Genomic DNA, 23630 nt, shown 5'->3' on the forward strand with positions numbered 1-23630 from the left:
GGCCCAAAATTAATAAATTCCGGTGGCTTTTATTTTTCCGAACTTTCAGGTTACGGCTGCGAAGATTCCCTAACGCGTTGTATCTTTGGAAACCGGTGGTCTTTTTGGGGCACCCCGCACGGCCTGTGCCTGAAGGGGATTTTCGGGCCAGGCATGTTTAGGATACCGCCTTTTTAATTCCTTGCGTATCTCGAAATAAGTCGTTTGCCAAAAGCTGCGGAGATCAGCCGTTACCTGTACCGGTTTGAATCCCGGCGACAGGAGGTGCAGTATTACGGAGGTTTGGTTATCATTGATCCGGGGGGTATCCAGCAGCCCGAATACTTCCTGTAGCCGCACGGCTAATACAGGTGGTTCACCGGTGGAAGAATAACGTAGTTTAATCGCTGAGCCACTGGGTACAATAAGGTTGGTAGGTGCCAAATGATCCATCGCCTGTTGCTGTTGGTAGTCGAGACTATGGTGTAAGATATCGCATAGGTCCAGTTTTTTCAGTTCCTCGGCTTTGCGGATTCCTCCCAGATAGGGGGTAAGCCATTGCTCCGGATGGCGGAGCAAGGTGGCCGTGGATACGTCGTGCCAACTGTCTTCCGGCCGCCAATGGCGGAGGCTAAGCACGCGGTTTTGCCATTGCTCCACGGCTTCGGTGAAAGGAAGCAGCTGCATTCCTTCACTGCGGATGGTTTCACAGAGCACATCGATGATGGCCGTCTCATCGGGTTTTGGCAAAGGTAAAGATTCCAGTGTGATGCTGCCGATACGGCGGTCGTGAGAAGCAACCACGCATCCTTTTTGGGTATCCCACGCGATACGTTGTGACGTTTGGACAAACGGCAATAGGTCAGCCGGATTAACCGTAGCAGCGAGAAAGATCTTGCCCAGTCCGTCGCGGGCGTCCAAGAGGGCAATCGCCAGCCAGGGTTCGTGGGCGAGGTCATCGCCCGGTGGTACAACCGCCCTTTTGCCATTGGCCAATTGATAGGTTCCTTTGCCATCATTCCGGGCTTTGGCGATCCGCTCCGGATAGGCATGTGCGAGAAGGAGGCCGGCAACGTAAGGGGCTGTTACTTCATTGTCTTCCTTGGCGTCAAGCAGTTTTCGGTAAGAATGGGCGATCTTTTCGATATTTCCCAGGCGCTTACTCTGTTCATTTCCCGTCCGGTACCTGTGTAATGCTTCGATGCGGGAGGTGATATCCGTTCCTGCTTCTCGGCCAAGCGGATTGCGCTCCTCTAGAAGAGCAGCGATATCGGTTGCGAGACCGGCCCTTCCCAAGCGCTGGCCTTCCAATAGCATGTGGGCGATACGGGGGTGACAAGGCAGGGCATGAATGGCTTTTCCGTGCCGGGTGATTTTTCCATCGTCAAGTGCGCCAAGTTTGGTCAATAGATCTTGGGCCAGCATTACGGTAGTGGGGGGCGGCGGTGTGAGCCAATCCAGCTGTTTGAGGTCCTGTACACCCCACTGGGCCGTATCGAGCAGAAGGGAGGTCAGATCGGCTTCCAGAATTTCCGGTGTCCGGTAGGCAGCCATGCGCTGTTCGGTGGCTGCGGTCCATAGTCGGTAGCAGGTTCCCGGTCCGAGTCTGCCGGCACGTCCGGCGCGCTGGTTGGCCGCATCCTGCGAGATACGGATGGTTTTCAGGCGCGACAAGCCCGACGGTGGGTCGAACACCAGGGTGCGCGTATAACCGCAATCTATTACAACGGTGATTCCTTCAATGGTAAGGCTGGTTTCCGCAATAGACGTGGCCAGCACGATTTTTCGTTGGTCCCGGCGATTAGGTTGGATGGCGGCATGCTGTTCAGCCAACGACAGTTGCCCGTAGAGTGGATGGACGGCTGCCCCCATTGAGTTGGCAAGGAGCAGCTGTTCACAGGCACGGATTTCCGCTTCGCCCGGCAAGAAGACGAGTATATCCCCCTGTTTTTCCCGGATAGCACGGATGACAGTACGAGCACATTCCCGCGGTAACTCCCGCAGATCAGGTTCTTCTGTGTGGACGATATCGACTGGATACATGCGTCCGTCGCTTTCCACAACCGGCGCCTGCAGTAAAGTGGCAAGCTGATCGGTATCCAATGTGGCCGACATGATTAGCAGTCGCAGGTCAGGCCGTAATATGGCTTGACTTTCCCGGCACAGTACCATGGATAGGTCCGTGTGCAGGCGCCGTTCATGAAACTCATCGAAGATGACAATGCCCACGTTTTCCAGTGCATTGTCATGATGAAGCATGCGGGTGAGGATGCCTTCCGTGACTACCTCGATACGCGTACGGGAGGACGTCTGGTTTTCAAAGCGGACACGGTAGCCCACCGTCCCGCCCGCTTTTTCGCCTAAGAGGGATGCCATGCGATGGGCAATACTGCTCGCAGCCAGGCGGCGCGGTTCTAGCATGATGATTTTCCTGCCCTGCAACCACGGCTCATCCAGCAGTGCCAGCGGTACGATGGTACTTTTGCCCGCCCCGGGTGGTGTGCTCAGAATAAGGGTGTTGTGCGCCGCAAGAATCTGCCTGACCTGTGGAATGGATTCGGCGATCGGCAGATCGGTGGTGAATGGATGAAAGCGCGCTGTCATTGTGGGCAAATTTACCTAAGTTTGCGGATGCTGGAAACTCAGGGAACCCATATTTTTATTTTTCGGGATACAGCCGTGGAGCAGCTTTCTGAGCCGATGATTGTGTCGGTCTCTGAACGTGGTTTTTGGGCGGATTCCCAGGCCATCGCTTTGGTACAGCCTAGGGAGTTGGCGGTGGATGCGGGGACATTTACCTGCCGTCTTTCGGACGGGGGGGAGGCAACGGTCGGTGTAATTCAGGAAGACGGTCAGGTAACCGTATCCAGCGATCTGGCCGGTCCGGACGAAGTCCTTACAGCACTAGAAGCCACGGTATTGATTGCGCTCGTTCGAAGGGAAGAACTAGGTGTTTTTTTTGTGTCTTCGCTCCGCCACCGCAGGTTGCGACAGGCGGCTGTCGCCTACGGACTGGAACATGAGCCCGATCTAGACCGTTACCTGGCTCCCGTGCTTACTGGTGGACGATTAACCATCCAACCCCGTTTGGCGGGGTTGCTGCCACTTACGTCGCCCAAGTTCCGCGAACTGGAGGAACAGGCGGAGCGCAGGCATCCACAGCCGCCGGATGAGACATCCACAGAACGGACTATTTTGGTTGTCAGCCGCCATAAATATTACCGGAATCCGGTAGTAGAACTTATAGACGCAGGGCGCACCCGTTCCGGAAGTTTAAAACCACCTTTTAATCGTGTTGAGCCACTTCAGCGGCTTACCATGGCCGTAGGAGTTGAGGAGGCCAAGTTCTATGCTGCAATTGCCCGGCTCCAGCAGGTAGAAAACGGGGACCGTATGGCTTCGGATTTGCTAGCGCTGCGTACCGTGATCAGAAACGGAGCAGACTATCCCCTGTACTACCACGATGAACAACTGGGTGAAAATTTTTCGTCTAAATCGCTTGTTCCGGTAAAGGCGGTGGCAATGCTTGGCACGGTTAGCCTTTCCGTGCGGGCAGCGGGTGCTTTTTATGCGATTACCGGTAACGTTGGACTGGACGGAAAATCTTATGCATTGCATGAACTACCGCTTAAGCTAGGATGTTTTTTCCTACTGAAAGACACGTTGTATCTTGCAGACAGTACGCTGCTGCTATCCTTGGTAGCCCTGCTGCGCGAACAAGGGGGGAAATTGCTTATTCATGCCAGCAAATACCGTGACTTCCAGCGGCAATTGCTCGACAAACTGTCGGAAAGCATCCGCGTGGAATACCCCGATGTCAAACCTGGCACGCCGGCGCAACTGGCCGAGACAGGCTTCGCTGCATTGCCCGAGCGGTTAATTTACCTATCGGATTTCGGTCCGCATGTCATGCTTATCCCCGTTGTCCGTTATGGTGAGGCAGAGGTAGCAATCCGGACAGAAAAGCAATTGAAGGCAGTGGATGGAAAGGGGAATGAATTCAGGGTTGCACGGAATGCGGATTTCGAACAGGCATTTATTGAAGGGCTTATTAAGCAGCATCCCTACTTTCCGGAACAGCTGGATAACCAACTCTACTATTTCTACCTTCATAAACGGTATTTTCTAGATGAAGCGTGGTTTTTGCCGGTGTTTGATACCTGGCGTGAAGCAGGCATCGAAGTATACGGGTTCAATGAGCTCAGTGGCAATAAATTGAATCCAAACAAAGTAACGGTTGATATCAAAGTCATCAGCGGATTAAATTGGTTCAACGCCACGCACGAGGTACGTTTTGGAAGGAAAAAAGCATCGTTGAAAAAAATTCAGGCAGCGCTGCGCAATAAGAGCAGGTATGTGGCGCTGGACGACGGAACAGTCGGTATTCTGCCCCAAGAATGGCTGGAAAAGTTTGCACAGTATTTCCGTGCAGGCGAAGTGGTGGACGATGTGACCATCCGTTTTGCGAAAGCCAATTTTGAAACGGTAGGGGTCCTCTATGACGCGGCGATGTTGGACGAAACGGCTGCCACTGAAATCCGGGAATTCCGTGAGCGGCTGGCCAATTTCGAGTCTATCCCCGACGTGGATGCACCCCGCGGCCTCCGGGTTAAGCTTCGTCGCTATCAGCAGGAAGGATTGAACTGGCTATGCTTCCTGGATGAATTCAAGTTCGGCGGGATACTGGCGGATGAAATGGGCTTGGGAAAAACGGTGCAGGTCATCGCCTTTATGCTGTCGCAACGGGAGGCTGGCCGGAAAGGCACAGACCTCGTGGTGGTGCCCGCCACGCTGATCTTTAATTGGCAACGGGAGTTGGCTGCATTGGCTCCGTCGTTGACGGTATTAACGTTGTATGGTTCCAGTCGTGCCAAATCACTTGAAACCGTCGGACAATACGATGTGGTACTGACTTCCTACACCACCTTGTTGGCTGATATCCGCTTTCTGAAGGGGATTGTTTTCAACTACATATACCTCGATGAATCCCAGTACATTAAAAATCCCGATTCACAGCGGTATAAGGCAGTTCGACTTCTGCAGTCCGGCAATCGGATTGCCATCAGCGGTACGCCCTTTGAAAACAGTTCATTCGACCTGTATGGGCAGTTATCATTTGCCTGTCCCGGTTTGCTGGGCGACAAGCGGTATTTCAGGGATGTGTATGGAAGACCCATTGATCTGTTCAAAAATAAAAAACGCCGGATGGAACTGCAACGTAAAATCCGGCCCTTTATCCTGCGGCGTACCAAGCAGGAGGTTGCGACGGACCTGCCCGAAAAGGTTGCTACCGTACTGTACAGTGAAATGGGAGTGGAACAGCGAAAGATATACGATGCCTATGAAAAGGAATTCCGTGATTTCCTTTCAGCCCTGTCCGGTGAGGACGTGGATAACAGTCCGATGCACGTGCTCCGCGGATTGACTCGGCTGCGACAGCTCTGCAATTCACCTGCATTGTTGCCCGATGGGATGCTGAATACTGCCGTATCGGCTAAAATTGAATTGCTCAAAGAGCAGATTCAGGATAAAGCCCCTTATCATAAAATCGTAGTTTTCTCACAGTTTGTGTCGATGCTTCACCTCATCGCAGACATGTTGGATGATATTGGCATCCGATACGTCAGCCTTACGGGCGGTACGCGTAATCGCGAACAGGTTGTCAACGCATTTCAAGAAGACCCTGCCATCCGGATTTTCCTGATCAGCCTGAAAGCAGGTGGCACCGGCTTAAACCTGACGGCTGCGGAAGTGGTATATTTAGTAGATCCTTGGTGGAATCCTGCGGTGGAAAACCAGGCGATTGACCGTGTACACCGCATCGGCCAGGAAAAGAAAGTAGTGGCTTACCGGTTAGTGACCCCGGGTACTGTGGAAGAGAAAGTGTTGCAACTACAGGCCACCAAGCTTGCATTGGCAGATGGATTGGTGGACAGCGATAGCTCATTTTTCCGGACATTGGACAAGGAAAAGTTGTTGGGGTTGTTGTAGTTTACCCCGTAACGGATGGGGACCATTTGTGGGTATGTTTTTGAAAAACGACAAATTATCCTTATCTTTGGAAAAAATGTCGCATATGGCTGCAAGTAAGAAAGAGACGAAGGTTTATTGGGATGTGGTATCGCTCTTGGGAGGAAAAGAAGTGCTCGGCATGGGTGTCAAAACAGAGTTTGATTTGATTACCCTAAGTAATGAGGGATTGAAACGAGCATCGCTCGACGCGCTGATTTCCTTTTTGGGAATGCCCAAGAAACAGTTTGTAGAAAGCATCCTTGATATGTCGGTGAAAACCATCGAACGCAAGCGTAGCGAAGACCGCTTGGATCGCCATACCTCCTCGCATATCATCGAGATTGCCAAAGTGGTTGAACATGCCGTGATGGTTTTTGAGGATGAAGATAAGGTGCGCGATTGGCTGGCTACGCCCAATCGGTCAATGAACGGGATGCGTCCGCTAGCGCTTTTTCACATGCCCACGGGGCTGGCCTTGGTCAATACCGTATTGGGACGCATTGAAGAGGGGGTGTATTCCTGATGCTGCTCTACCGGATCGCTAAATCGAGGCAGCGAACCACTGATCTTTCAGGCATGGGTGCATATACATTTGGGGGGCGCTGGAATAATCCGGGCACCTATATGCTTTATACCAGCGAGAACAGCTCGTTGGCTTACCTGGAAAACCTCGTGCATTTCGACCCGGACATCATTCCACCCAAGCTGTTTATCATAAGCATTGAGGTGGGGGGCAAGCCCGAGTTAATCCATACACTGCCCGATTCTGCGTATCCGAAACAATGGACAAAGCTGGGCCACCTGGAAAACAAACGGATGGGCGACCGGTGGATGCGGGAAGCCAATTACTTGGGTGTCCGGGTGCGGTCGGCAGTCAATCCTAAAGAATACAATTGTTTATTGAATCCGTTATTCCCAGGCTATCACGATTTGATCACCGTAGCATCCGTGGAACAGCTGCCCGTTGATAGCCGACTTATCCGCATTAAGATGGGGTAGAAGCCTGGTTGGTTTCGATCCGTTTGTTCCGGAATATCAGGAGGAAAAGCAGGGCTAGTGCCAACGCATAACCAGCGAATGTAAACCAGATATTGGGCCAATCCCGAACACCGCCGGAGCTTGTAAAGTGGTCGACCACCCACCCGCTACCGTAGCCGCCGATAATGGCTCCGAAGCCATTGGTCATAATCATGAAGAGCCCCTGTGCACTGGAGCGAATTTTCGGCGCCGCAACTTTTTCGACATACAGTGAGCCGGAAATGTTGAAGAAATCGAAAGCCATGCCGTAAATGATCATGGATAAGACCAACAGGTACAGCCGGTTATCGGGGTTTCCCAAACCGAACAGGCCAAAGCGGAATACCCAGGCAAAGATGCTAAACAGAATCACGTTGCGGATGCCGAAGCGTGTAAGGAAAAACGGAATCAGCAAAATAAAAAAGGTTTCGGAAATCTGGGAAATGGAGAGCAGTAGGTTGGGGTGCTGCACACCGAATGAATCCGGATAGGTAGATTTAAAATCGTCCAGAAACGGGCCACCGAAAGCGTTGGTAATCTGCAACGCGGCTCCCAACAACAACGAAAAGACAAAAAACAACGCCGTGTTTTTCTTCCTAAACAGGATAAAGGCATCCAATCCGAGTGACGAAGCGAGCTTTTTTTTTCGGGTTTCATCCAGAAACGGAGGGGAGGGAGGTACAGTAAATGCATAGCAACCCAGAAATAACCCTGCGCCGGCGGCGAGGTAAAGTTGATTCGTACTCTTTGTCCACCCCAACAGATCGACGGCCCACATGGCCACGATAAAGCCTACCGTGCCCCACACCCGGATGGGCGGGAAAGACCGGATCACGTCAAATTCTCTTCTCGTCAATACATTGTAACATACCGAATTGGAAAGTGCCAGGGTGGGCATGTAAAACAGTGAATTGATAAGCATCAAGCTGTAAAACGTCTGGAAGTCAGTAACGCGCGTTGCCGCAATCAATGCGCCCGCTGCAATAAAATGCGCAACGGCAAATACACGTTCTGCATTGATCCAGCGGTCGGCCACAATACCGAGCAACCCGGGCATAAACACCGCTGCAATGCCCATGGTTGAATAGACAGAGCCGATCTGCAGACCGGAAAAACCGAGTTGACTCCCCATATAACCACCAAGAGAAATCAACCACGAACCCCAGACGAAAAACTGAAAGAAGTTCATCACCGTGAGTCGGGTTCGGATCGACATAGTTACCGATTTTAGTTACGACGATTTTCTTCGTGTGATTTCATCCCGTATTCGGGCAGCTTTTTCATACTGCTCATCCGCCAGTGCCTTGGAGAGGGTTTCCTGCAACTGGTCGTCGGTCATCGATGCAAATGAAGAAGCATCTTTGGAAGTCATCGCTTCCGGGTCGCCGGCTCCTGACGATTCAATGTTCTCAAGAAACACGAAATCATTCCCTTCGATGACGATACCGGCAGAAGCCAAAATGAATTCATAGGTATACACCGGTGCCTTAAACCGTACGGCTAGTGCAATGGCATCCGATGTCCGGGCATCGATTTCGGTTTGCTTGTGCCCGTCGTTAAAGATGATCTTTGCGTAGAAGATACCATCGACAAGGTTGTAAATGATTACTTCATCGATTCGTATGTGGTAGGTTTCTGCAAAGGTTTTGAACAGATCGTGGGTTAAGGGCCTGCTTGGGGTCATCTTCTCAATTTCGATGGCGATAGCCTGTGCTTCGAAACCGCCGATAATGATGGGTAAGCGCCGGCGGCCCGACACTTCGCCCAACACCAATGCATAAGCGCCGGACTGGGTCTGGCTATAGGACAAACCGACAATATCTAACTTAATCTTCTTCATACATCATTCCCCTACGGGACACACAAAGATGCGAATAGTTATTGAAAATACCGTTACCTTACCTGTTTTTATCGTATAAAGTTAGCCTTTGTAAGCCTTAATGGCTGCCGTAAGTTTGGGTACCACCTCAAAGGCATCGCCAACAATCCCATAATCAGCTACTTTAAAAAAGGGAGCCTCGGGATCTTTGTTAATGACCACAATGGTTTTTGAAGCGCTGACGCCGGCCAGGTGCTGAATAGCTCCCGAGATTCCGATTGCGATATATAGATTCGGGCTTACGGTGATTCCCGTTTGGCCCACGTGTTCGGAATGTGGCCGCCATCCAGCGTCCGATACCGGTTTAGAACAAGCGGTAGCTGCACCCAGCGCATCTGCCAATTCTTCGATCATTCCCCAGTTTTCCGGTCCTTTGAGCCCACGTCCGGCGGAGACCACGATTTCAGCGTCCGGCAGCGTTACTTTGTCCGTGGTGCGGACAATGTCCTGAATAGCGGTTGCAAAATCGTTGTTTGGTATCGTTGGATGGAACGGTTCGATCTCTGCATTGCCCCCGGTTTCCCGTAGTTCAAAAGCGTTCGGGTTCAATGCAATTACCTTCTTCGCGGAGGTAAGTTCAGTAAGGGCAAATGCTTTACCGGAAAATGCGGTTTTCTTCACGGTGATTTTGTCGCCATCAATTTGCGGCAACTCAACGGCCCCGTCAGCCAATCCGGCTTGCAGCTTGGCTGCCACGCGTGGTGCCAGTCCTTTCCCGCTGAAGGAGTTGGAAATAACGATGAGATCTGCCCCTACGTAGTTGGCGGCCTCGGCAATCACCGATGCGTATGCCTGGTTGATGAATTGTTTTAATTGGTCATTGGACACATCCAGCACCCGGGAGGCACCGTAATTTCCCAATGAAGCCAATGCCGGCTGATCAACGTTACCGATGGATATAGCGGTAAGAGAGGTATTCAGGCTGTCTGCTAGGGCTTTTGCATAGGAAACCACTTCGTATACGGATTTCTTAAACGAGCCGTTGTTATTTTCGGTATATACTAAAACTGACATATTCGGGGATAAGTAAAAAGTAAAAAAATAAAAATACTGGAGAACCTAAATCACCTTTGCTTTGTTGTGCAACAGGTCTACTAATTTTTCTACTTCGCCAGCGTCCACCCATGTAACGGCGCCCCGGGGTTCGGGAGTTTCATAGCGCACCACTTTGGACAACACAGGCACTTCAACCGGTTCGATGACATCGAGTGGTTTCGTACGTGCGCTCATAATTCCCCGCATATTGGGAATACGGGGTTCGGCGACGCCCTCCGCCGTGCCCGCAACCAAGGGCAGTGGGACGGAAAGCACTTCCTTGCCACCTTCGATTTCACGTTCCACCGTAGCGGCATTGCCATCGATGTCAATTTTCTTGGCAGTGGATATGGAAGGAATACCCAGCAGTTCGCCCACAAAAGCCGCTACCTGGGCACCGTTGTAATCAATGGATTCTCTTCCGGTAAGAATCAGATCGAATCCCTTGTCTTTTGCATAGTTTGCAATCTGATGGGCTACAAACCACGCATCACGCGGCACGGCATTTACACGCACAGCCTGATCGGCCCCCGTGGCTAGGGCTTTGCGGATCGTTGCTTCGGTACCGGTTTCTCCAATATTGATCACGGTGACCGTTCCATTGCCCCCTTCGGCCAGGCCAATGGCTTTTGACAAAGCTATTTCGTCATAGGGATTTACAATGAACTGGATTCCGGAAGTATTCAATGACGTGTGGTCGCTCGTGAACGTTATTTTGGAAGTCGTGTCGGGCACGTTGCTGATACAAACTAATATGTTCATAAAAAATTGGTTTTATACAAACATCGGCAAACTTCTGTGGATATGCAAACCAAAAGGGGATTGTGTAGTTGCTTATTTAATGATAGATTTGCTTCTTATACGATAGTTTGACCGTTTGTTATGACCGACCGTTTACAGCAACTGACTGATTTTTTAGCTGAGAATCCGAATGACCCGTTTCTTACCTACGCACTTGCTACGGAACACCTCAAACTGGGGCATACCGAAGAGGCGTTGCGATACTATGAAGAATTAGTTGTTAAACATCCTGCATACGTGGGCACATATTATCACCTCGGTAAATTATACGAGGCGCTGAATAGGAGGGAAGATGCGATTGCCGTTTACGAAAAAGGCATGCATAGTGCGCGAACCAAACGCGATATGCATGCGTTATCCGAATTGCAGGCCGCTTACCGTACGGCTACCGGAATGGATGATGAAGATGAATAATTAAACGGTGCCGGGATTGCTGACATCAGCAGGGGAATCATGTCTTCTTTTATACTTCCTGTCGGAGAAACTTTCCTTATCAATATCTGTTACTTCTTCAGCCTCTGCTATTATGTCATTTTCGTCCTTTCCCTTTTTTGGGATTGGTTTACGATACCGATCCTCTTTTAAAGGGCTCGTTGATTGATTTTTCCGTTCCATCACTGTTCTCCTTTCTACTATTAGTAATTTCGCTGTAGAAGATAACAACCAACCTTTTTTATTGTTTGCCTATATTATGCTTTTTCCAGACACAGTTCCTTTAATTTACTAACCACGAAATCAATTTCTTCACGAGTGTTGTTTTTGCAGAAGGAGAAGCGTACACTCGGTCGGCCGGAATTTACACCGATTGCTCGCAATACATGAGAGCCGATGTCAGACCCCGAACTGCAGGCACTTCCGCCTGAGGCGGATATACCCGCTATATCCAGGCTGAAGAGCATCATATCCGCGATATCGGTACAGGGAAATGATACATTCAACACCGTATACAAGCTGTTTTCCGGTGTGATATCGCCATTGAACTGAACGTCATGGATGTTTTCCCTCAGTTGGGCTATCATATAGTCTTTCAAACCCTGTATATGCTGCCGGTGCTCCGCCATTTCAGCATAGCAGATTTCAAGCGCCTTTGCCAGGCCCACGATGCCGTACACGTTTTCGGTGCCCCCCCGCATGTTGCGCTCCTGGGCACCCCCATAAATAAAGGGGTTTATCTTGGTGTTATGGTTCACATATAGAAACCCAACTCCCTTGGGACCATGGAATTTATGAGCAGCACCTGTTATGAAATCGATTTGCAACTTGGTCAAATCGTGCTTGTAATGCCCCATGGTCTGCACCGTATCCGAATGGAAAATGGCTTGGTATTGCTTACACAAGGCTGATATGTATTCAATATCTGTAAGCGTGCCGATTTCATTATTGGCATGCATCAGCGAAACGAATGAACGGGGGTTATCTTTCAGTAATTGTTCCAATTGTTGCAAATCTACTTGGCCTTTCCCGTCTACATTAAGTAGGGTCAACTTAACCGTACCGTTTTTTTCAAGTGCTTCCAATGTATGCAGTACGGCATGGTGTTCTAGAGGCGAAGTGATGGCGTGTTTAATGCCGTTGTCTACAATGCCCCTAACGATCGCAGTATTGTCGGCCTCGGTTCCGCCCGATGTAAAAAAAATTTCCGACGGTGAAGTGTTCAACAATCCAGCTACCGTTTTGCGCGCTCGTTCCACGATCGTTTTTACCTGTCGCCCATGTGCATGAATCGATGAAGGATTTCCATAGCTAAGCTCCATGGTTTCGACCATGGCCTTGATAACCTGAGGGTCAAGAGCCGTCGTGGCGGCGTTGTCAAAATACACTTGCATGGTGCAAAGGTACGAAGATTCGCATTTAGAATGCGCTCGATAAAAAGTGAAATTTTTTTGAAATGTTTTAAGGGTTCGTTCGTCTATAGATACAAAGGATTGGAAAATCGTCTCACATACGTGGAAAATGACTAATGAAAAGCAAGGAAAAATAACGGCAACCGTCGCCTCACACAAGAAGGGGTTGCTCGGCTTCATTAGGAAACATGTAAGCAACGATGCCGACGCGGAAGATATTCTGCAGGATGTATGGTACCAACTGAGTGCAGTGATCAATACGCGGCCGGTGGAGCAATTGGGAGCTTGGTTGTACCGCGTTGCAAAAAACCGGATCATTGACAAGAGGCGTAAGAAGTCCGAATCTACCTGGAACCACCTGGCAGATGAGGACAGTGAGGAACAGCAATTCGGCAAATTCACGCCGGTGGCCGACGACAATCCGGAGACTGCTTTTCAGGAACGCATGGCTTGGCAGCAGTTATGGCGGGCGTTGGAAGAGCTTCCGCCTGCGCAAAAGAATGTATTTATCTGGCACGAGTTAGAACACCTGTCTTTCGCAGAGATCGCTGAAGTTACCGGTGAGCCAGTGGGTAAACTCATTTCCCGAAAGCATTATGCGGTATTGCACCTGAGGAAACGGCTGAAAATCTTTTATGATGAATTAATGGTAAAATAACGAGTAAGTTAACAAAGAAAAACATGAAAAAATTATTTAGAAGTAGAATACGGTTTATTTTTATTCCCATTCTAGCCATTGGCTTCCTCTTTTTGGTAAGCTTTGCGGTGATGCATCTTTGGAATTACACATTACCGGCGCTGTTTGGGGTTAAGGCCATCAACCTGTGGCAGTCGATGGCCTTATTCTTCCTCTGTAAGTTGCTGTTCGGCTTCGGGGGCGGAGGTCCGAGGCGTGGCGGTCCGCAATGGAGCAAAAGGGCCATGCGCAGGAAATTTGCCCAAATGGACGTAGCGGACAAAGCGCGGTTCAACGCCTACATGCAGCGGGATTGGTGCCGGTGGGAGTCTTGGGGAGAACCGGTTAACACAGGTGCAGATCCAAATCGTAACGACGGAGACCAACACCAACATGAAGAGAAAGGACACAGGCAATGACAGATATCTTCATTTACAAAACCAATGTAAGCACGCCGGTGCACGTCAGGCAAGTCGAGCTACTTTTTGAACGTATGGTGTCGATCAAGCATTGGACGTTTGACTTGGAAGACTGCGATAAGATTCTACGGATAGAGGCCATTGGCCTCCAACCGGAAACAGTGGCACTTCTATTGGAAGAGGCAGGGATTTTCTGCGAACCACTGGAATACGAGCTATAGAAAAGTTTCGGTTAGGTATCCCATTGTATTGCATATAAAAGTAACTTTAGCTAAGTTTGATCCGCTAATGTATTCCTAACTTATGCAGATGAAATCCTTTTTGACCTTTCTGCTTGTCACATCGGCATTGATGCTTGGTGCGCAGACTCCTTCAATCCAAAAATCCGCACCGCTTACGGAAGCAAATCCCACCCGTGTAGGCGTCTCTCCAAATCGATTAAATCGGATAGACGAAATGTTGCAGCAGGCCGTGTCCGGCGGGCAGATTCCGGGTGTCGTTGCATTGATTGCGCGGAAAGGCAAAATAGTATATTACAAAGCTTTCGGTACGGCGGATGCTAACACCGGCCGGCCACAGAAAAGAGACGATATTTTCCGGATTGCATCCCAGACAAAAGCGATAACGGCAACGGCAGTCATGATGCTCTGGGAAGAAGGGAAATTCCAGTTAGACGACCCCGTCTCTAAATACATTCCGGAATTCAAAAACCCACAGGTGTTGCAGTCCTTCCACTATGCAGATACGAGTTACACGACCCGCCCTGCTAGCAGGGAAATTACCATCAGGCATCTGCTTACCCATACATCAGGGCTTGGATATGGCGTCATTGATGGCGATGAACGGATGAAAATGATCTATGAAAAAGCAGGGACAACCGATCTGTTCAGTACCAGTGATGTGTCCATTGGCAGCGTGGTGAAAAAGCTGGCTAAATTGCCGCTTCACCACGATCCGGGCGAAAAATTCACCTACAGCATGGGACAAGATGTGCTGGGATACTTTGTTGAAGTAATTTCAGGTCTTCCCTTTGACCGTTTTCTGCGGGAACGTTTATTTGATCCGTTGGGAATGGACGATACCTGGTTTTACCTGCCCGATGAAAAGGCGAACCGCCTAGTGGCCATTCAGCATAAAAAAGAAGATAAATGGGCAAACTATCCGCACACATTTTACGATCCTGATTACCCCATTACGGGTGCACGTAAATTCTTTTCCGGCGGGGGTGGTCTTTCCAGCACAGCGAAAGATTACGCGACATTTCTGCAGATGTATCTCAATGGCGGTGAACTCAATGGCGTGAGAATCCTTAGCCGGACAACGATCGCCAGCCTGATGGCCAATCAGGTCGGCGAGTTGATGGGTACTGATCAATACTATGGGCTGGCATTTGGTGTGCTGACCGGCCAAGGGGCGATGAAAGGCGGACAAGGAAGCGAAGGGACATTTACCTGGGGCGGATATTTTAATACCCAATATTTTGCCGACCCCAAAGAGCAAACCATCGGCATCCTGATGAAGCAGACGCAGGGCCCGGTAGACGACCAAACCGCCTGGAAGTTCAGGCAACTTATCGTAACGGCCATCGATGATTGATGGATAAGAAATATTGCTTACCTTTGCCAGACAATGGAAAGCCAACAACCGGAAAAAGAAGAATATACCTTCTGGACAAGGTATAAGCGTTTTGCTGGAAATGAAATACTGCTTTATGTGATTATGGCAATTGGTATTCTATTGGGGATTGTAGTATTTAGTTAACAGAAAACATGAACCTCAAATTGAAACGCCCGTTGGCTTTTTTTGATCTGGAGACAACCGGCGTGAATATCTCTGCAGACCGGATCGTTGAAATTTCTATCCTGAAGATTTCTCCGGAAGGTGAGGAAGCCGTCAGAACCCTGAAAATCAATCCTGAAATTCCCATTCCATTGGAGTCATCGATGTTCCACGGGATTTACGACGACGACATCAAAGAGGCACCTACCTTCAAAGCCGTTGCCAATGAATTGGCTTCCTTCATCGGGGATGCGGATTTAGCAGGTTATAATTCAAATAAGTTCGATATCCCGATGCTGATGGAGGAATTTATCCGAGCAGGTGTAGATTTTTCGCTGGATGGCCGCCATTTTGTCGATGTACAGAATATTTTCCATCAGATGGAACAACGCACGCTGAAAGCTGCCTACCGTTTTTATTGCGAGAAAGATCTCGATAATGCTCATAGTGCGGAGCATGACGTCCGGGCAACCTATGAAGTGTTGAAATCTCAACTGGACCGCTATGAAAATATGGAATGGGAGGATAAGTTGGGCAACAAATGTGTTCCGGTTATCAATGACGTTGAGGCGCTGCACCAGTTCACCAACCTGAGTCGCCCGGTAGACTTTGCCGGAAGAATGGTATTCAATGAACAGGGGGAAGAAATATTTAACTTCGGAAAGCATAAAGGGCGCGCAGTTGAAGAGGTATTTACGATCGAGCCCAGCTATTATTCGTGGATGATGCAGGGTGACTTTCCTTTATACACGAAAAAGTGCCTTGATAAAGTATGGCAGCGGTTCCGTTCCAAACAGAAAGAACAGCGGCAGACCCAAAAAGAGCCTTCTGTCCGTGATACGCCTCCCACAGCCTCCTCACATCCAAACAGAGAAAGGCGGCCCGATAAAGATAAACATCACCACCATCCGCAATCCCGTACAAAACAAAAACCCGGCCCCATAACGGATGATATGCTGAAAAATCTACAGGCTAAGTTTGGGAAATGACAGCAGGATGTTGAAAGGATTCCGTGAATCCGCTATCTTTGTGCTTTTAATTTTTAGCTATCGGCTATCGGCTATTAGTTTTTGACTTTTCATACCATGCCACAAGAAAACGAACATGTAAAATGCCTAATCATCGGCTCAGGTCCCGCAGGTTATACCGCCGCTATCTATGCGGCACGTGCTGATTTGAAACCGGTATTGTATACCGGCATTGTGCCCGGCGGTCAATTGACACAGACCACAGAAGTAGAGAATTTTCCAGGCTATCCAGACGGTGTACAGGGACCGCAAATGATGGAAGATTTCAGGAAGCAGGCAGAACGTTTCGGTACCGATATACGCTTCGGTTACGTTACATCGGTCAATTTTTCGGAAGATGTACATAAGGTTGTGATAGATGGCGAACACGCCATTACAGCGGATACCGTGATTATTGCTACGGGTGCCACCGCTAAATGGTTGGGTCTGGAAAGCGAGCAAAAGTATAACGGCTTCGGTGTTTCGGCTTGCGCGGTGTGCGATGGTTTCTTTTTCAGAGGACAGGATGTAGCGATTGTAGGGGCTGGCGACACCGCCGCTGAAGAGGCCACGTATCTTGCCAAACTTGCCAATAAGGTACACATGCTGGTGCGCCGGGATGAATTCCGGGCATCAAAAGCTATGCAACACCGTGTATTGAATACTCCCAATATCGAGATCCATTACAATACCGAAACTAAGGAGATTGTAGGCGATGGGCAAAATCTGACCGGGGTTTTAATATATAACAACCAAACACTTGCCGAAAGGGTACTGCCGGTTACCGGTTTTTTTGTTGCCATCGGACATAAACCCAACACCGAGTTGTTTCAGGGGATATTGGATATGGATATCAATGGATATTTGATAACCCAGCCGGATAGCACACGCACCAACATTGAAGGCGTGTTTGCCTGCGGCGATGTACAGGATCACATATACAGGCAAGCCGTAACGGCTGCGGGAACGGGTTGCATGGCCGCTTTGGAAGCGGAGCGCTACCTTGCTGCGAAGGAGTATTCAATGATGTAATTTCGGGTGTCTTAGTAGACCGGTGAGCCCCTTTCAAGCCATCGCGACCAATTTTCATCATACACGTGGATCTCGGTCGTTTGTATATCGTGGTTGTTGTATACCGGGTTCCCCTGATTGACCCATTCGTAAATGCCTCCAAGTAGCAGATATACATGCCGGTAACCCGCTTTTTGAAGCTTCTCACCAATGCGTTCACTTCGGTTGCCAACAGCGCAGTACACCACAAGCGTATCATTCTTCGGAATGTCATACACATCACGCATGTCAAACCAAATGTAGCCGACATGACGTGTATGCCGGATGTGACTTACCTCGAACTCGTTGTCCTCTCGCGTATCCAGTAAGGTAACACCCTGCTTCATCATCGTTTTTAGGCCATTAACCGTCACCGTAGGCACACTGTGGCGGTATACACTGTTAAGCCGGTCGGCAAATTCCGGATTCAGGATCGAATCCTGCTGTATATTTCCCCAAATCAGGTGGGCTAGCGCAACTAATTTCCACATCAGTTTGCTCGTTCCAGATCCAAAATGTTCGTACCGATATCTTGTACGGCGATATCGGGCAATGCAGCGGCCAGGATGCTAGAACCAATGGCTGACCGGTAACCTCCTGCGCAGTGCACGGCAATCGGCTTATCTGTAGGAATTTCGTGTATACGCTCGCGTAATTCGGGCAGAGGGATTCGGATGGCCTGTTGGAAGATTGGGTTTGAATCGGATTCTTGACGATTCCGGATATCCACAATCGTATATTCTCCCGGATGGTCTGAAAAATGTTTAAGATCAAACGGAATGGATTGTAAGGAGCCACCAGTGGTAATTAGTGTTGCCTCTATCAGGCGTTCATAGCCGATCTTAGCAGCCTTTTCAAGTAATTTTCCCAGCTCATCTGCGCTGTCAGCCAATAAATAGAACCGTTCATCCGGATTAATGACAGAACCCAGCCAGGTTTCGAATCGCAAACCGTCCGGTATATTGAATGACCCGGGGAAGTGCCCTGAGCGGAATTGCTCGACCGGACGGCCATCCACGACAATTGCGTGAGGTTCCATCTCTTGGGGGCCGGTAAGTGCGGGAATCGCCTCAATGCCCGCTAAGAAAGAACCCGCTCCCTGTTTATTCAGCATCACATCGTAGGCAAAATAGTTAGGTACGAAAGGCTGTTGGTCCAGTATCAGGTTAAGGAAGGCTTCTTCACTCATGGGCTGTAGGGCATAATTTTCGCGGATTTCCCTGCCAATTGTACTGTGCAGGTCGTTACCGATATTTTTTCCGCACAGCGAACCCGGCCCATGGGTGGGATAGACCAAAACGTCGTGTGGAAGCTTCATCAATTTGGTGCGTGTGGTGTGGTACAGCTGTTTGGCCAAAGCTCTGGCTTCGGCGCGAATATTCCCTACATTCTCCCGTAAGTCCGGTCGTCCCACGTCTCCTACAAATAGTGTATCGCCGGTGAATACTGCGTGGGGCCGTCCGGCTTCATCCAATAGCAGAATGCTGATGCTATCGGGAGAATGACCTGGAGTATGGATGGCCTGCAGCTGCACATTGCCCAATGGAATGCGGTCATTCTCGTCAAACGGTATATGTGGATATTCAGCGCCAACCAAGCCACTGATGTAAATCGGGGCCTCGTTCATTTCGTACAGCTCGACATGTGAACTGACAAAATCTGCATGCGGGTGTGTTTCAATGATAGCCGATATGCGTGCGTGTTGGCTTGCCGCAAAATCAAGGTACGGTTTGGGGTTCCGCCCCGGGTCTATCAGCGCTAGTTGGCCTCCACTGATGATGGCATAGGAAGCATGCGCCAGTCCTTTATCGTAAAATTGGTGTATATTCATCTATGTGGGCGTTTAGGAAACAAAGATAGGTAAAATGTTTTTTGGGAATTTAATTTGTAATTTGGCCGCATGAGGTGGAACCGCAAATACCTACTATTTTTACCGGGTATCCTGGTAGCGACAGGTGCATGGGCACAAGAAAATATGCTCTTCGGATATGGGCAGCCGAAAGGTAGGATTACTTCCACGGAAATTAATGAGGCATCGGGATTGATAGGTTCAGCGGAGAATGCCGGCTTTTTTTGGACACACAATGACAGCGGCGACGCGGCACGAATATTTCTAATTGATGATTCTGCGCGGCTCCGGGCAACTTATTACCTGCAGGGAATCGTTGCCCGCGATTGGGAAGACATTGCGATGGTGAAACGCTCGGAGCGAAATTACCTGCTGGTGGGAGACATCGGTGACAATAAGAACCGGTATCCATTTGTTTATGTACATCTGTTTGAGGAACCTACAGGAAACGGGGCGACCAAACGTATTGACACAATTCCCAAGGAAAACATCACCACCTTTGTAATGAAATATGAAGACGGGCCACGCGACGCCGAGTCGCTGTTCTTCGATCCGGTGGACGATTATCTGTACGTCATCGGTAAACGAGAGCTTCAGGCAGGAATTTACCGCACTATTCTTCCCGAAATCCCAACGGATACATTGATATTAAAACGTGTCGGCACCATACCTCACACTTTTGTCACTTCGGCTGATATCCGTGCAGATGGAACGGAGATATTGATGAAAAATCTGTTGGGTGTTTTCTATTGGAACCGGAAACGTACAGAATCGGTACCCCAGGCGTTGAAACGGCCGGCTGTTATCCTGCCGTACCGGCCGGAACCGCAAGGCGAGGCCATTGCCTTTTCGCGGGATGGCAAGGGTTATTATACCTTAGGCGAATCAGCATTGGGTTTGAATGCAATTTTGTACTTTTACCAGCGACGTTAATATTCCGATGAAACCTACATGAGCTGTTCTCAAAAAAAATGCGAATAAATTCGCTCATGCAAGCTTCATTGCCACTTAATAACAATTTATTCGAATGAAAAATTACTTACTACTCCTGTTGGTCATGTGGTGCGCGACAGCTACGCAGGCTGCTCAAGTGGATACAGCCGTTGTGGATAGCCGCGCTATGAACAAAGCCATTAAAACCGTGGTCATTGTACCGGAAAATTATTCCGCACTTGATTCGCTGCCCGTGGTGTACTTGCTGCATGGATACAGTGGAAATTATGCGGATTGGGTAAACAAAGCCCCTGAAATAAAGGACCTCGCCGACCGGTACCACTTCATCATCGTGTGCCCCGATGGCGGATACGGAAGTTGGTACTGGGACAGTCCGGTGGATCCCTTGTTCCAATACGAGACCTTCGTGTCTAAAGAATTGGTGGATTGGGTGGATACCAATTATAAGACCATACGGAACCGGAAAGGACGGGCTATTACGGGATTAAGCATGGGAGGCCACGGCGCGCTGTATCTAGCCATACGGCATTTGGATGTGTATGGCGCGGGGGGCAGCACAGCGGGAGGTGTGGACATCCGTCCTTTTCCACTCAACTGGGACATGGCCAAACGGCTGGGTAGTTACGCAGACAATCCGGAAAGATGGGAGAAGCATACGGTCATCAACCTATTGCACCGGCTTACCCCCGATGCATTGGCACTGGTAATCGATTGCGGAACGAGTGACTTCTTTTATGGTGTTAATGAGCAACTGCACCGGAAATTGCTGGAAAGGAACATACCACATACCTATATTACCGGACCGGGAGCACATAACTGGGAGTATTGGCAACAATCCATCTGCTATCAGCTCTTGTATTTCCATAAATTTTTTGCAGGTAACTAATGGATGCTGTTTCTTTAGGTTCGATTTGATTAACAGGAAGTTACAGTGATTGACTAAAAAATACTGACTTTTTTGAATAAATTACTTGACAAAGTCAACTAATTTTCCATATTTTTATTGCGCAAACCGACTAATTATAAACTTAAACAGGTCCCGGTTATTTCAGTAACCGGGGCTTTTTGTTTCTGTTGCGGACCCGGCTTGCATATACGGGTCAACTTACCTAAGTTTGAAAAAGTATGTTGAAGGCTTCGTTGGAATACATCGACTCTCAGGACGACCATTCGTTTCTGCTGCGTAGGTTTGGGTCGGAAGCATTCGATGCGCCGTATCATTTCCATTCTGTCTATGAGCTGACTTACATTGCACGTGGCGCTGGTAAACGGTACATCGGGAGTCATCAGGACGATTTTGGCCCGGGCGATTTGGTACTTATCGGTCCGGATATTCCGCATTGCTGGAAGTTAACACAATCCAATCCGTGCGATGCGGGAGCAATTGTAGCTCAATTCTCGGCAAATACACTCGGCACCGCTCTATTGGCAAAAAGAGAATTGGGAGAGATCAGCAGACTTCTGCAACGTGCCGAAATTGCTGTCTGTTTTGCAGAATCGATCTCCGGCCAAATCGGGGAGAGGCTGAAAATATTACATGAAAAAACTGAATTTTATCGCTTTATCGGCTTACTGGAGATTCTCCAACAGCTTTCCGAAGAAGATGCTTATGTGGTATTCAACCAACAAAACACCGGTGCTTTACAATCCCCCGGATCGCAGCAGCGCATAAGTCCGGTGTTCGCATATCTTGTTGACAACTTCCGGTACAAGGTTTCTTTGGAGGAAGCCGCTTCCTTAGCTCATATGACACCCCAGGCCTTTTGCAAATACTTCAAAAAGACCACGCGCAAAACCTTCATGGAAACGGTAATCGAGTACCGGATCAATTATGCCGCGCAGCAGTTGATCCAGACCGAAAACACCGTGTCCGATATTTCGTATCAGAGTGGATTTTCTGACGTATCGTTTTTCTATCGGACATTCAAAAGAAAAATGGGCGTCAGTCCGCTAAATTACCGACGCCATTTTCATGCGACCTTAAAGCAATAACGGGTTCAGATCTGAATCGGCCAATGATCCCGGCGTTTTATTGCCAAGCCATGTTTTTAAGTCGTTTTCCTGGAATTGATGCTGCGGCGTTGCAATCCGGGTACCGTCTGCGTAGTAGATAATGGTCATTACCTCACGCATCCGGTCACTGTGATTTCCTGGCGCATTGTGTATGGTAAAGCCGTTATGCCAGGTCGCGTCACCTGCTTTTAACGCTGCGGGCCGAACCAGCGGGAATCGATGTTGACGTACATACTGTTCAAACGCATCTTCAGATTCGTCAGAGATTACCAGATCAGATACGGCCCCTTCCCGATGAGATCCGGAAGCAAAGGTAAGCATGCCCATTTCCGGATTGGGGATGTCAACTAAGGGCATCCACATGGTGACGGTTTTGCGGGTGGCCAATGGCCAGTAATTCTGATCCTGGTGCCAAGGTGTTGGTCCTCCACTTGCTTCCTTGAAAAGCGCCTGATCGTGATATAAACGTACATTTTCCACATCCAACAATGCAGCAGCAACATGCGCAAAACGTTTGGCCAACACAAATTTTTTCACACCCTCATCCACACGCCATAAATTCATAATTTGTAAAAAAGCCCTACCATACGTATCACGTTCGGCAAGACTCCTTGTTTCCTTGTTGAAACGATCTACGGCTTCACTGATCACACGCCGATAAGCGGTTACCTTTTCTTCGTTGAGCAAATTCAACGTCTGTATATGACCATTTTGCCCAAATTCCCGAACCTGTGCATCGCTAATTTCATACCGATCGTTCAAATCGGGTAAAGATTCCAAAGCTGTTTCCATCTGATTGTAGTTTATTGACAACAAATGAAGGAAACAACCCGGTTGTAAAAAATGAGTAATTTAACCAAATTGTGGATTATGTTGTCCAATTGTTAATGTGGCAAGACTTATTGTGAACAAGATAAGCGACTAACCGCCCACTATGTATTTCGGTTTCCTTCGATTTCCTGTTGTTGGCGAAGTTGATCCACGTTGTTTTTCACCCCGAAATCTTCGGTTTTTTCGGCGAAAGCATTTAGCAATTCAGTAATTGCATCCGAATTCTCGGCAGTGCGCTGATAGATATCCGGCAGCACCTTTTCCAAACGGCTGTCTCCTAATTCGATGTTATCTACTTCGATTTTGCCGATTTTTTCGAGTACGGCTTGACCGCTTCGCCTAAGATCCTCCAGTTCCCGGACGATCTTTTCCATCAATTCAAATTTCTTCAATTTATCCATAACACCTAATTTTTATTCTGAATAAACAGTAAAAGGAAGAAAAGGTTTGAAGTATCGGGTCACCAACGTTATTGCGGTAGGTGG

At 49.0% G+C, this 23630-nt stretch carries 24 protein-coding genes; 13 read left to right on the forward strand and 11 right to left on the reverse strand.

Annotated features, from left to right (window positions below; genetic code table 11):
- Positions 1-69: 69 nt before the first annotated feature.
- The gene (gene hrpB / locus IEX60_RS10965; RefSeq protein WP_188750494.1) at positions 70-2583 is read right to left on the reverse strand and encodes an ATP-dependent helicase HrpB; all 2514 of its coding nucleotides are present in this window, start codon (positions 2581-2583) and stop codon (positions 70-72) included.
- Here hrpB and IEX60_RS10970 point away from each other — a divergent pair.
- From IEX60_RS10970 to IEX60_RS10980, 3 genes are all read left to right on the forward strand, one after another.
- Complete coding sequence (locus IEX60_RS10970) at positions 2500-5970, forward strand: DEAD/DEAH box helicase (RefSeq protein WP_188750496.1); 3471 nt, start codon at positions 2500-2502, stop codon at positions 5968-5970. The two genes, hrpB and IEX60_RS10970, sit on opposite strands and share 84 nt — an antisense overlap.
- Before the next feature lie 85 nt (positions 5971-6055).
- Positions 6056-6514: an Xre family toxin-antitoxin system antitoxin gene (locus IEX60_RS10975; protein WP_188750498.1), complete on the forward strand. Its 459-nt coding sequence runs from the start codon at positions 6056-6058 to the stop codon at positions 6512-6514.
- Entirely contained in the window at positions 6514-6990 is a 477-nt protein-coding gene (locus tag IEX60_RS10980) for an RES family NAD+ phosphorylase (protein WP_188750500.1), read from the forward strand. Before IEX60_RS10975 ends, IEX60_RS10980 begins: the two co-directional genes overlap by 1 nt.
- Here the strand turns inward: IEX60_RS10980 and IEX60_RS10985 are convergent.
- The 4 genes from IEX60_RS10985 to IEX60_RS11000 form a co-directional block, all read right to left on the reverse strand.
- Entirely contained in the window at positions 6977-8224 is a 1248-nt protein-coding gene (locus IEX60_RS10985) for a nucleoside permease (protein ID WP_188750502.1), read from the reverse strand. The two genes, IEX60_RS10980 and IEX60_RS10985, sit on opposite strands and share 14 nt — an antisense overlap.
- A 15-nt stretch (positions 8225-8239) precedes the next feature.
- Complete coding sequence (locus IEX60_RS10990; protein WP_188750504.1) at positions 8240-8848, reverse strand: bifunctional nuclease family protein; 609 nt, start codon at positions 8846-8848, stop codon at positions 8240-8242.
- 81 nt (positions 8849-8929) lie between these two features.
- Complete coding sequence (locus IEX60_RS10995; RefSeq protein WP_188750506.1) at positions 8930-9901, reverse strand: electron transfer flavoprotein subunit alpha/FixB family protein; 972 nt, start codon at positions 9899-9901, stop codon at positions 8930-8932.
- 45 nt (positions 9902-9946) lie between these two features.
- Entirely contained in the window at positions 9947-10684 is a 738-nt protein-coding gene (locus IEX60_RS11000; protein ID WP_188750508.1) for an electron transfer flavoprotein subunit beta/FixA family protein, read from the reverse strand.
- A 120-nt stretch (positions 10685-10804) separates the two neighbouring features.
- On the opposite strand from IEX60_RS11000, the gene IEX60_RS11005 reads away from it, so the two are divergent.
- Positions 10805-11137 (forward strand): tetratricopeptide repeat protein, encoded by a 333-nt coding sequence (locus IEX60_RS11005; RefSeq protein WP_188750510.1) that lies wholly within the window; start codon positions 10805-10807, stop codon positions 11135-11137.
- Here IEX60_RS11005 and IEX60_RS11010 read toward each other — a convergent pair whose 3' ends face one another.
- A complete protein-coding gene (locus IEX60_RS11010) occupies positions 11138-11338 on the reverse strand; it encodes a hypothetical protein (protein ID WP_188750512.1) in 201 nt (66 codons plus the stop codon).
- 74 nt (positions 11339-11412) lie between these two features.
- The gene (locus IEX60_RS11015) at positions 11413-12549 is read right to left on the reverse strand and encodes a cysteine desulfurase family protein (RefSeq protein ID WP_188750514.1); all 1137 of its coding nucleotides are present in this window, start codon (positions 12547-12549) and stop codon (positions 11413-11415) included.
- 127 nt (positions 12550-12676) lie between these two features.
- Between IEX60_RS11015 and IEX60_RS11020 the strand changes: the two genes are divergently transcribed.
- From IEX60_RS11020 to trxB, 6 genes are all read left to right on the forward strand, one after another.
- On the forward strand, positions 12677-13225 hold the full coding sequence (locus tag IEX60_RS11020) for an RNA polymerase sigma factor (RefSeq protein ID WP_188750516.1): 549 nt from the start codon (positions 12677-12679) through the stop codon (positions 13223-13225).
- 23 nt (positions 13226-13248) lie between these two features.
- Entirely contained in the window at positions 13249-13662 is a 414-nt protein-coding gene (locus IEX60_RS11025) for a hypothetical protein (protein WP_188750518.1), read from the forward strand.
- Positions 13659-13883, forward strand: coding sequence for a hypothetical protein (locus IEX60_RS11030; protein ID WP_188750520.1), 225 nt, complete (start codon positions 13659-13661; stop codon positions 13881-13883). The genes IEX60_RS11025 and IEX60_RS11030 overlap by 4 nt, the downstream gene beginning before the upstream one ends.
- 88 nt (positions 13884-13971) lie before the next feature.
- Positions 13972-15258, forward strand: a complete 1287-nt coding sequence (locus tag IEX60_RS11035) for a serine hydrolase domain-containing protein (protein WP_229717527.1) — start codon at positions 13972-13974, stop codon at positions 15256-15258.
- Positions 15259-15431: 173 nt separating this feature from the next.
- A complete protein-coding gene (locus tag IEX60_RS11040; protein ID WP_188750524.1) occupies positions 15432-16430 on the forward strand; it encodes a 3'-5' exonuclease in 999 nt (332 codons plus the stop codon).
- A gap of 96 nt (positions 16431-16526) precedes the next feature.
- A complete protein-coding gene (gene trxB / locus IEX60_RS11045; protein WP_188750526.1) occupies positions 16527-17480 on the forward strand; it encodes a thioredoxin-disulfide reductase in 954 nt (317 codons plus the stop codon).
- An 11-nt stretch (positions 17481-17491) separates the two neighbouring features.
- On the opposite strand, the gene IEX60_RS11050 is transcribed toward trxB, so the two are convergent.
- Positions 17492-17989, reverse strand: coding sequence for a rhodanese-like domain-containing protein (locus IEX60_RS11050; protein WP_188750528.1), 498 nt, complete (start codon positions 17987-17989; stop codon positions 17492-17494).
- The gene (locus tag IEX60_RS11055; protein WP_188750529.1) at positions 17989-19329 is read right to left on the reverse strand and encodes an MBL fold metallo-hydrolase; all 1341 of its coding nucleotides are present in this window, start codon (positions 19327-19329) and stop codon (positions 17989-17991) included. The genes IEX60_RS11050 and IEX60_RS11055 overlap by 1 nt, the downstream gene beginning before the upstream one ends.
- Before the next feature lie 69 nt (positions 19330-19398).
- Here IEX60_RS11055 and IEX60_RS11060 point away from each other — a divergent pair, with 69 nt between their 5' ends.
- From IEX60_RS11060 to IEX60_RS11070, 3 genes are all read left to right on the forward strand, one after another.
- The gene (locus IEX60_RS11060) at positions 19399-20280 is read left to right on the forward strand and encodes a hypothetical protein (RefSeq protein WP_188750531.1); all 882 of its coding nucleotides are present in this window, start codon (positions 19399-19401) and stop codon (positions 20278-20280) included.
- Positions 20281-20374: 94 nt separating this feature from the next.
- On the forward strand, positions 20375-21187 hold the full coding sequence (locus IEX60_RS11065; protein ID WP_188750533.1) for an alpha/beta hydrolase: 813 nt from the start codon (positions 20375-20377) through the stop codon (positions 21185-21187).
- Positions 21188-21426: 239 nt separating this feature from the next.
- Positions 21427-22293, forward strand: coding sequence for an AraC family transcriptional regulator (locus tag IEX60_RS11070; RefSeq protein ID WP_188750535.1), 867 nt, complete (start codon positions 21427-21429; stop codon positions 22291-22293).
- Here IEX60_RS11070 and IEX60_RS11075 read toward each other — a convergent pair.
- Together IEX60_RS11075 and IEX60_RS11080 are read right to left on the reverse strand one after the other, a co-directional pair.
- A complete protein-coding gene (locus IEX60_RS11075) occupies positions 22282-23106 on the reverse strand; it encodes a phytanoyl-CoA dioxygenase family protein (protein ID WP_188750537.1) in 825 nt (274 codons plus the stop codon). The two genes, IEX60_RS11070 and IEX60_RS11075, sit on opposite strands and share 12 nt — an antisense overlap.
- Positions 23107-23246: 140 nt before the next feature.
- Positions 23247-23546, reverse strand: coding sequence for a hypothetical protein (locus tag IEX60_RS11080; protein ID WP_188750538.1), 300 nt, complete (start codon positions 23544-23546; stop codon positions 23247-23249).
- Positions 23547-23630: the final 84 nt, after the last annotated feature.

Source organism: Parapedobacter defluvii, assembly GCF_014642075.1.
In the GTDB taxonomy this organism is placed as follows: Bacteria; Bacteroidota; Bacteroidia; order Sphingobacteriales; family Sphingobacteriaceae; genus Parapedobacter; species Parapedobacter defluvii.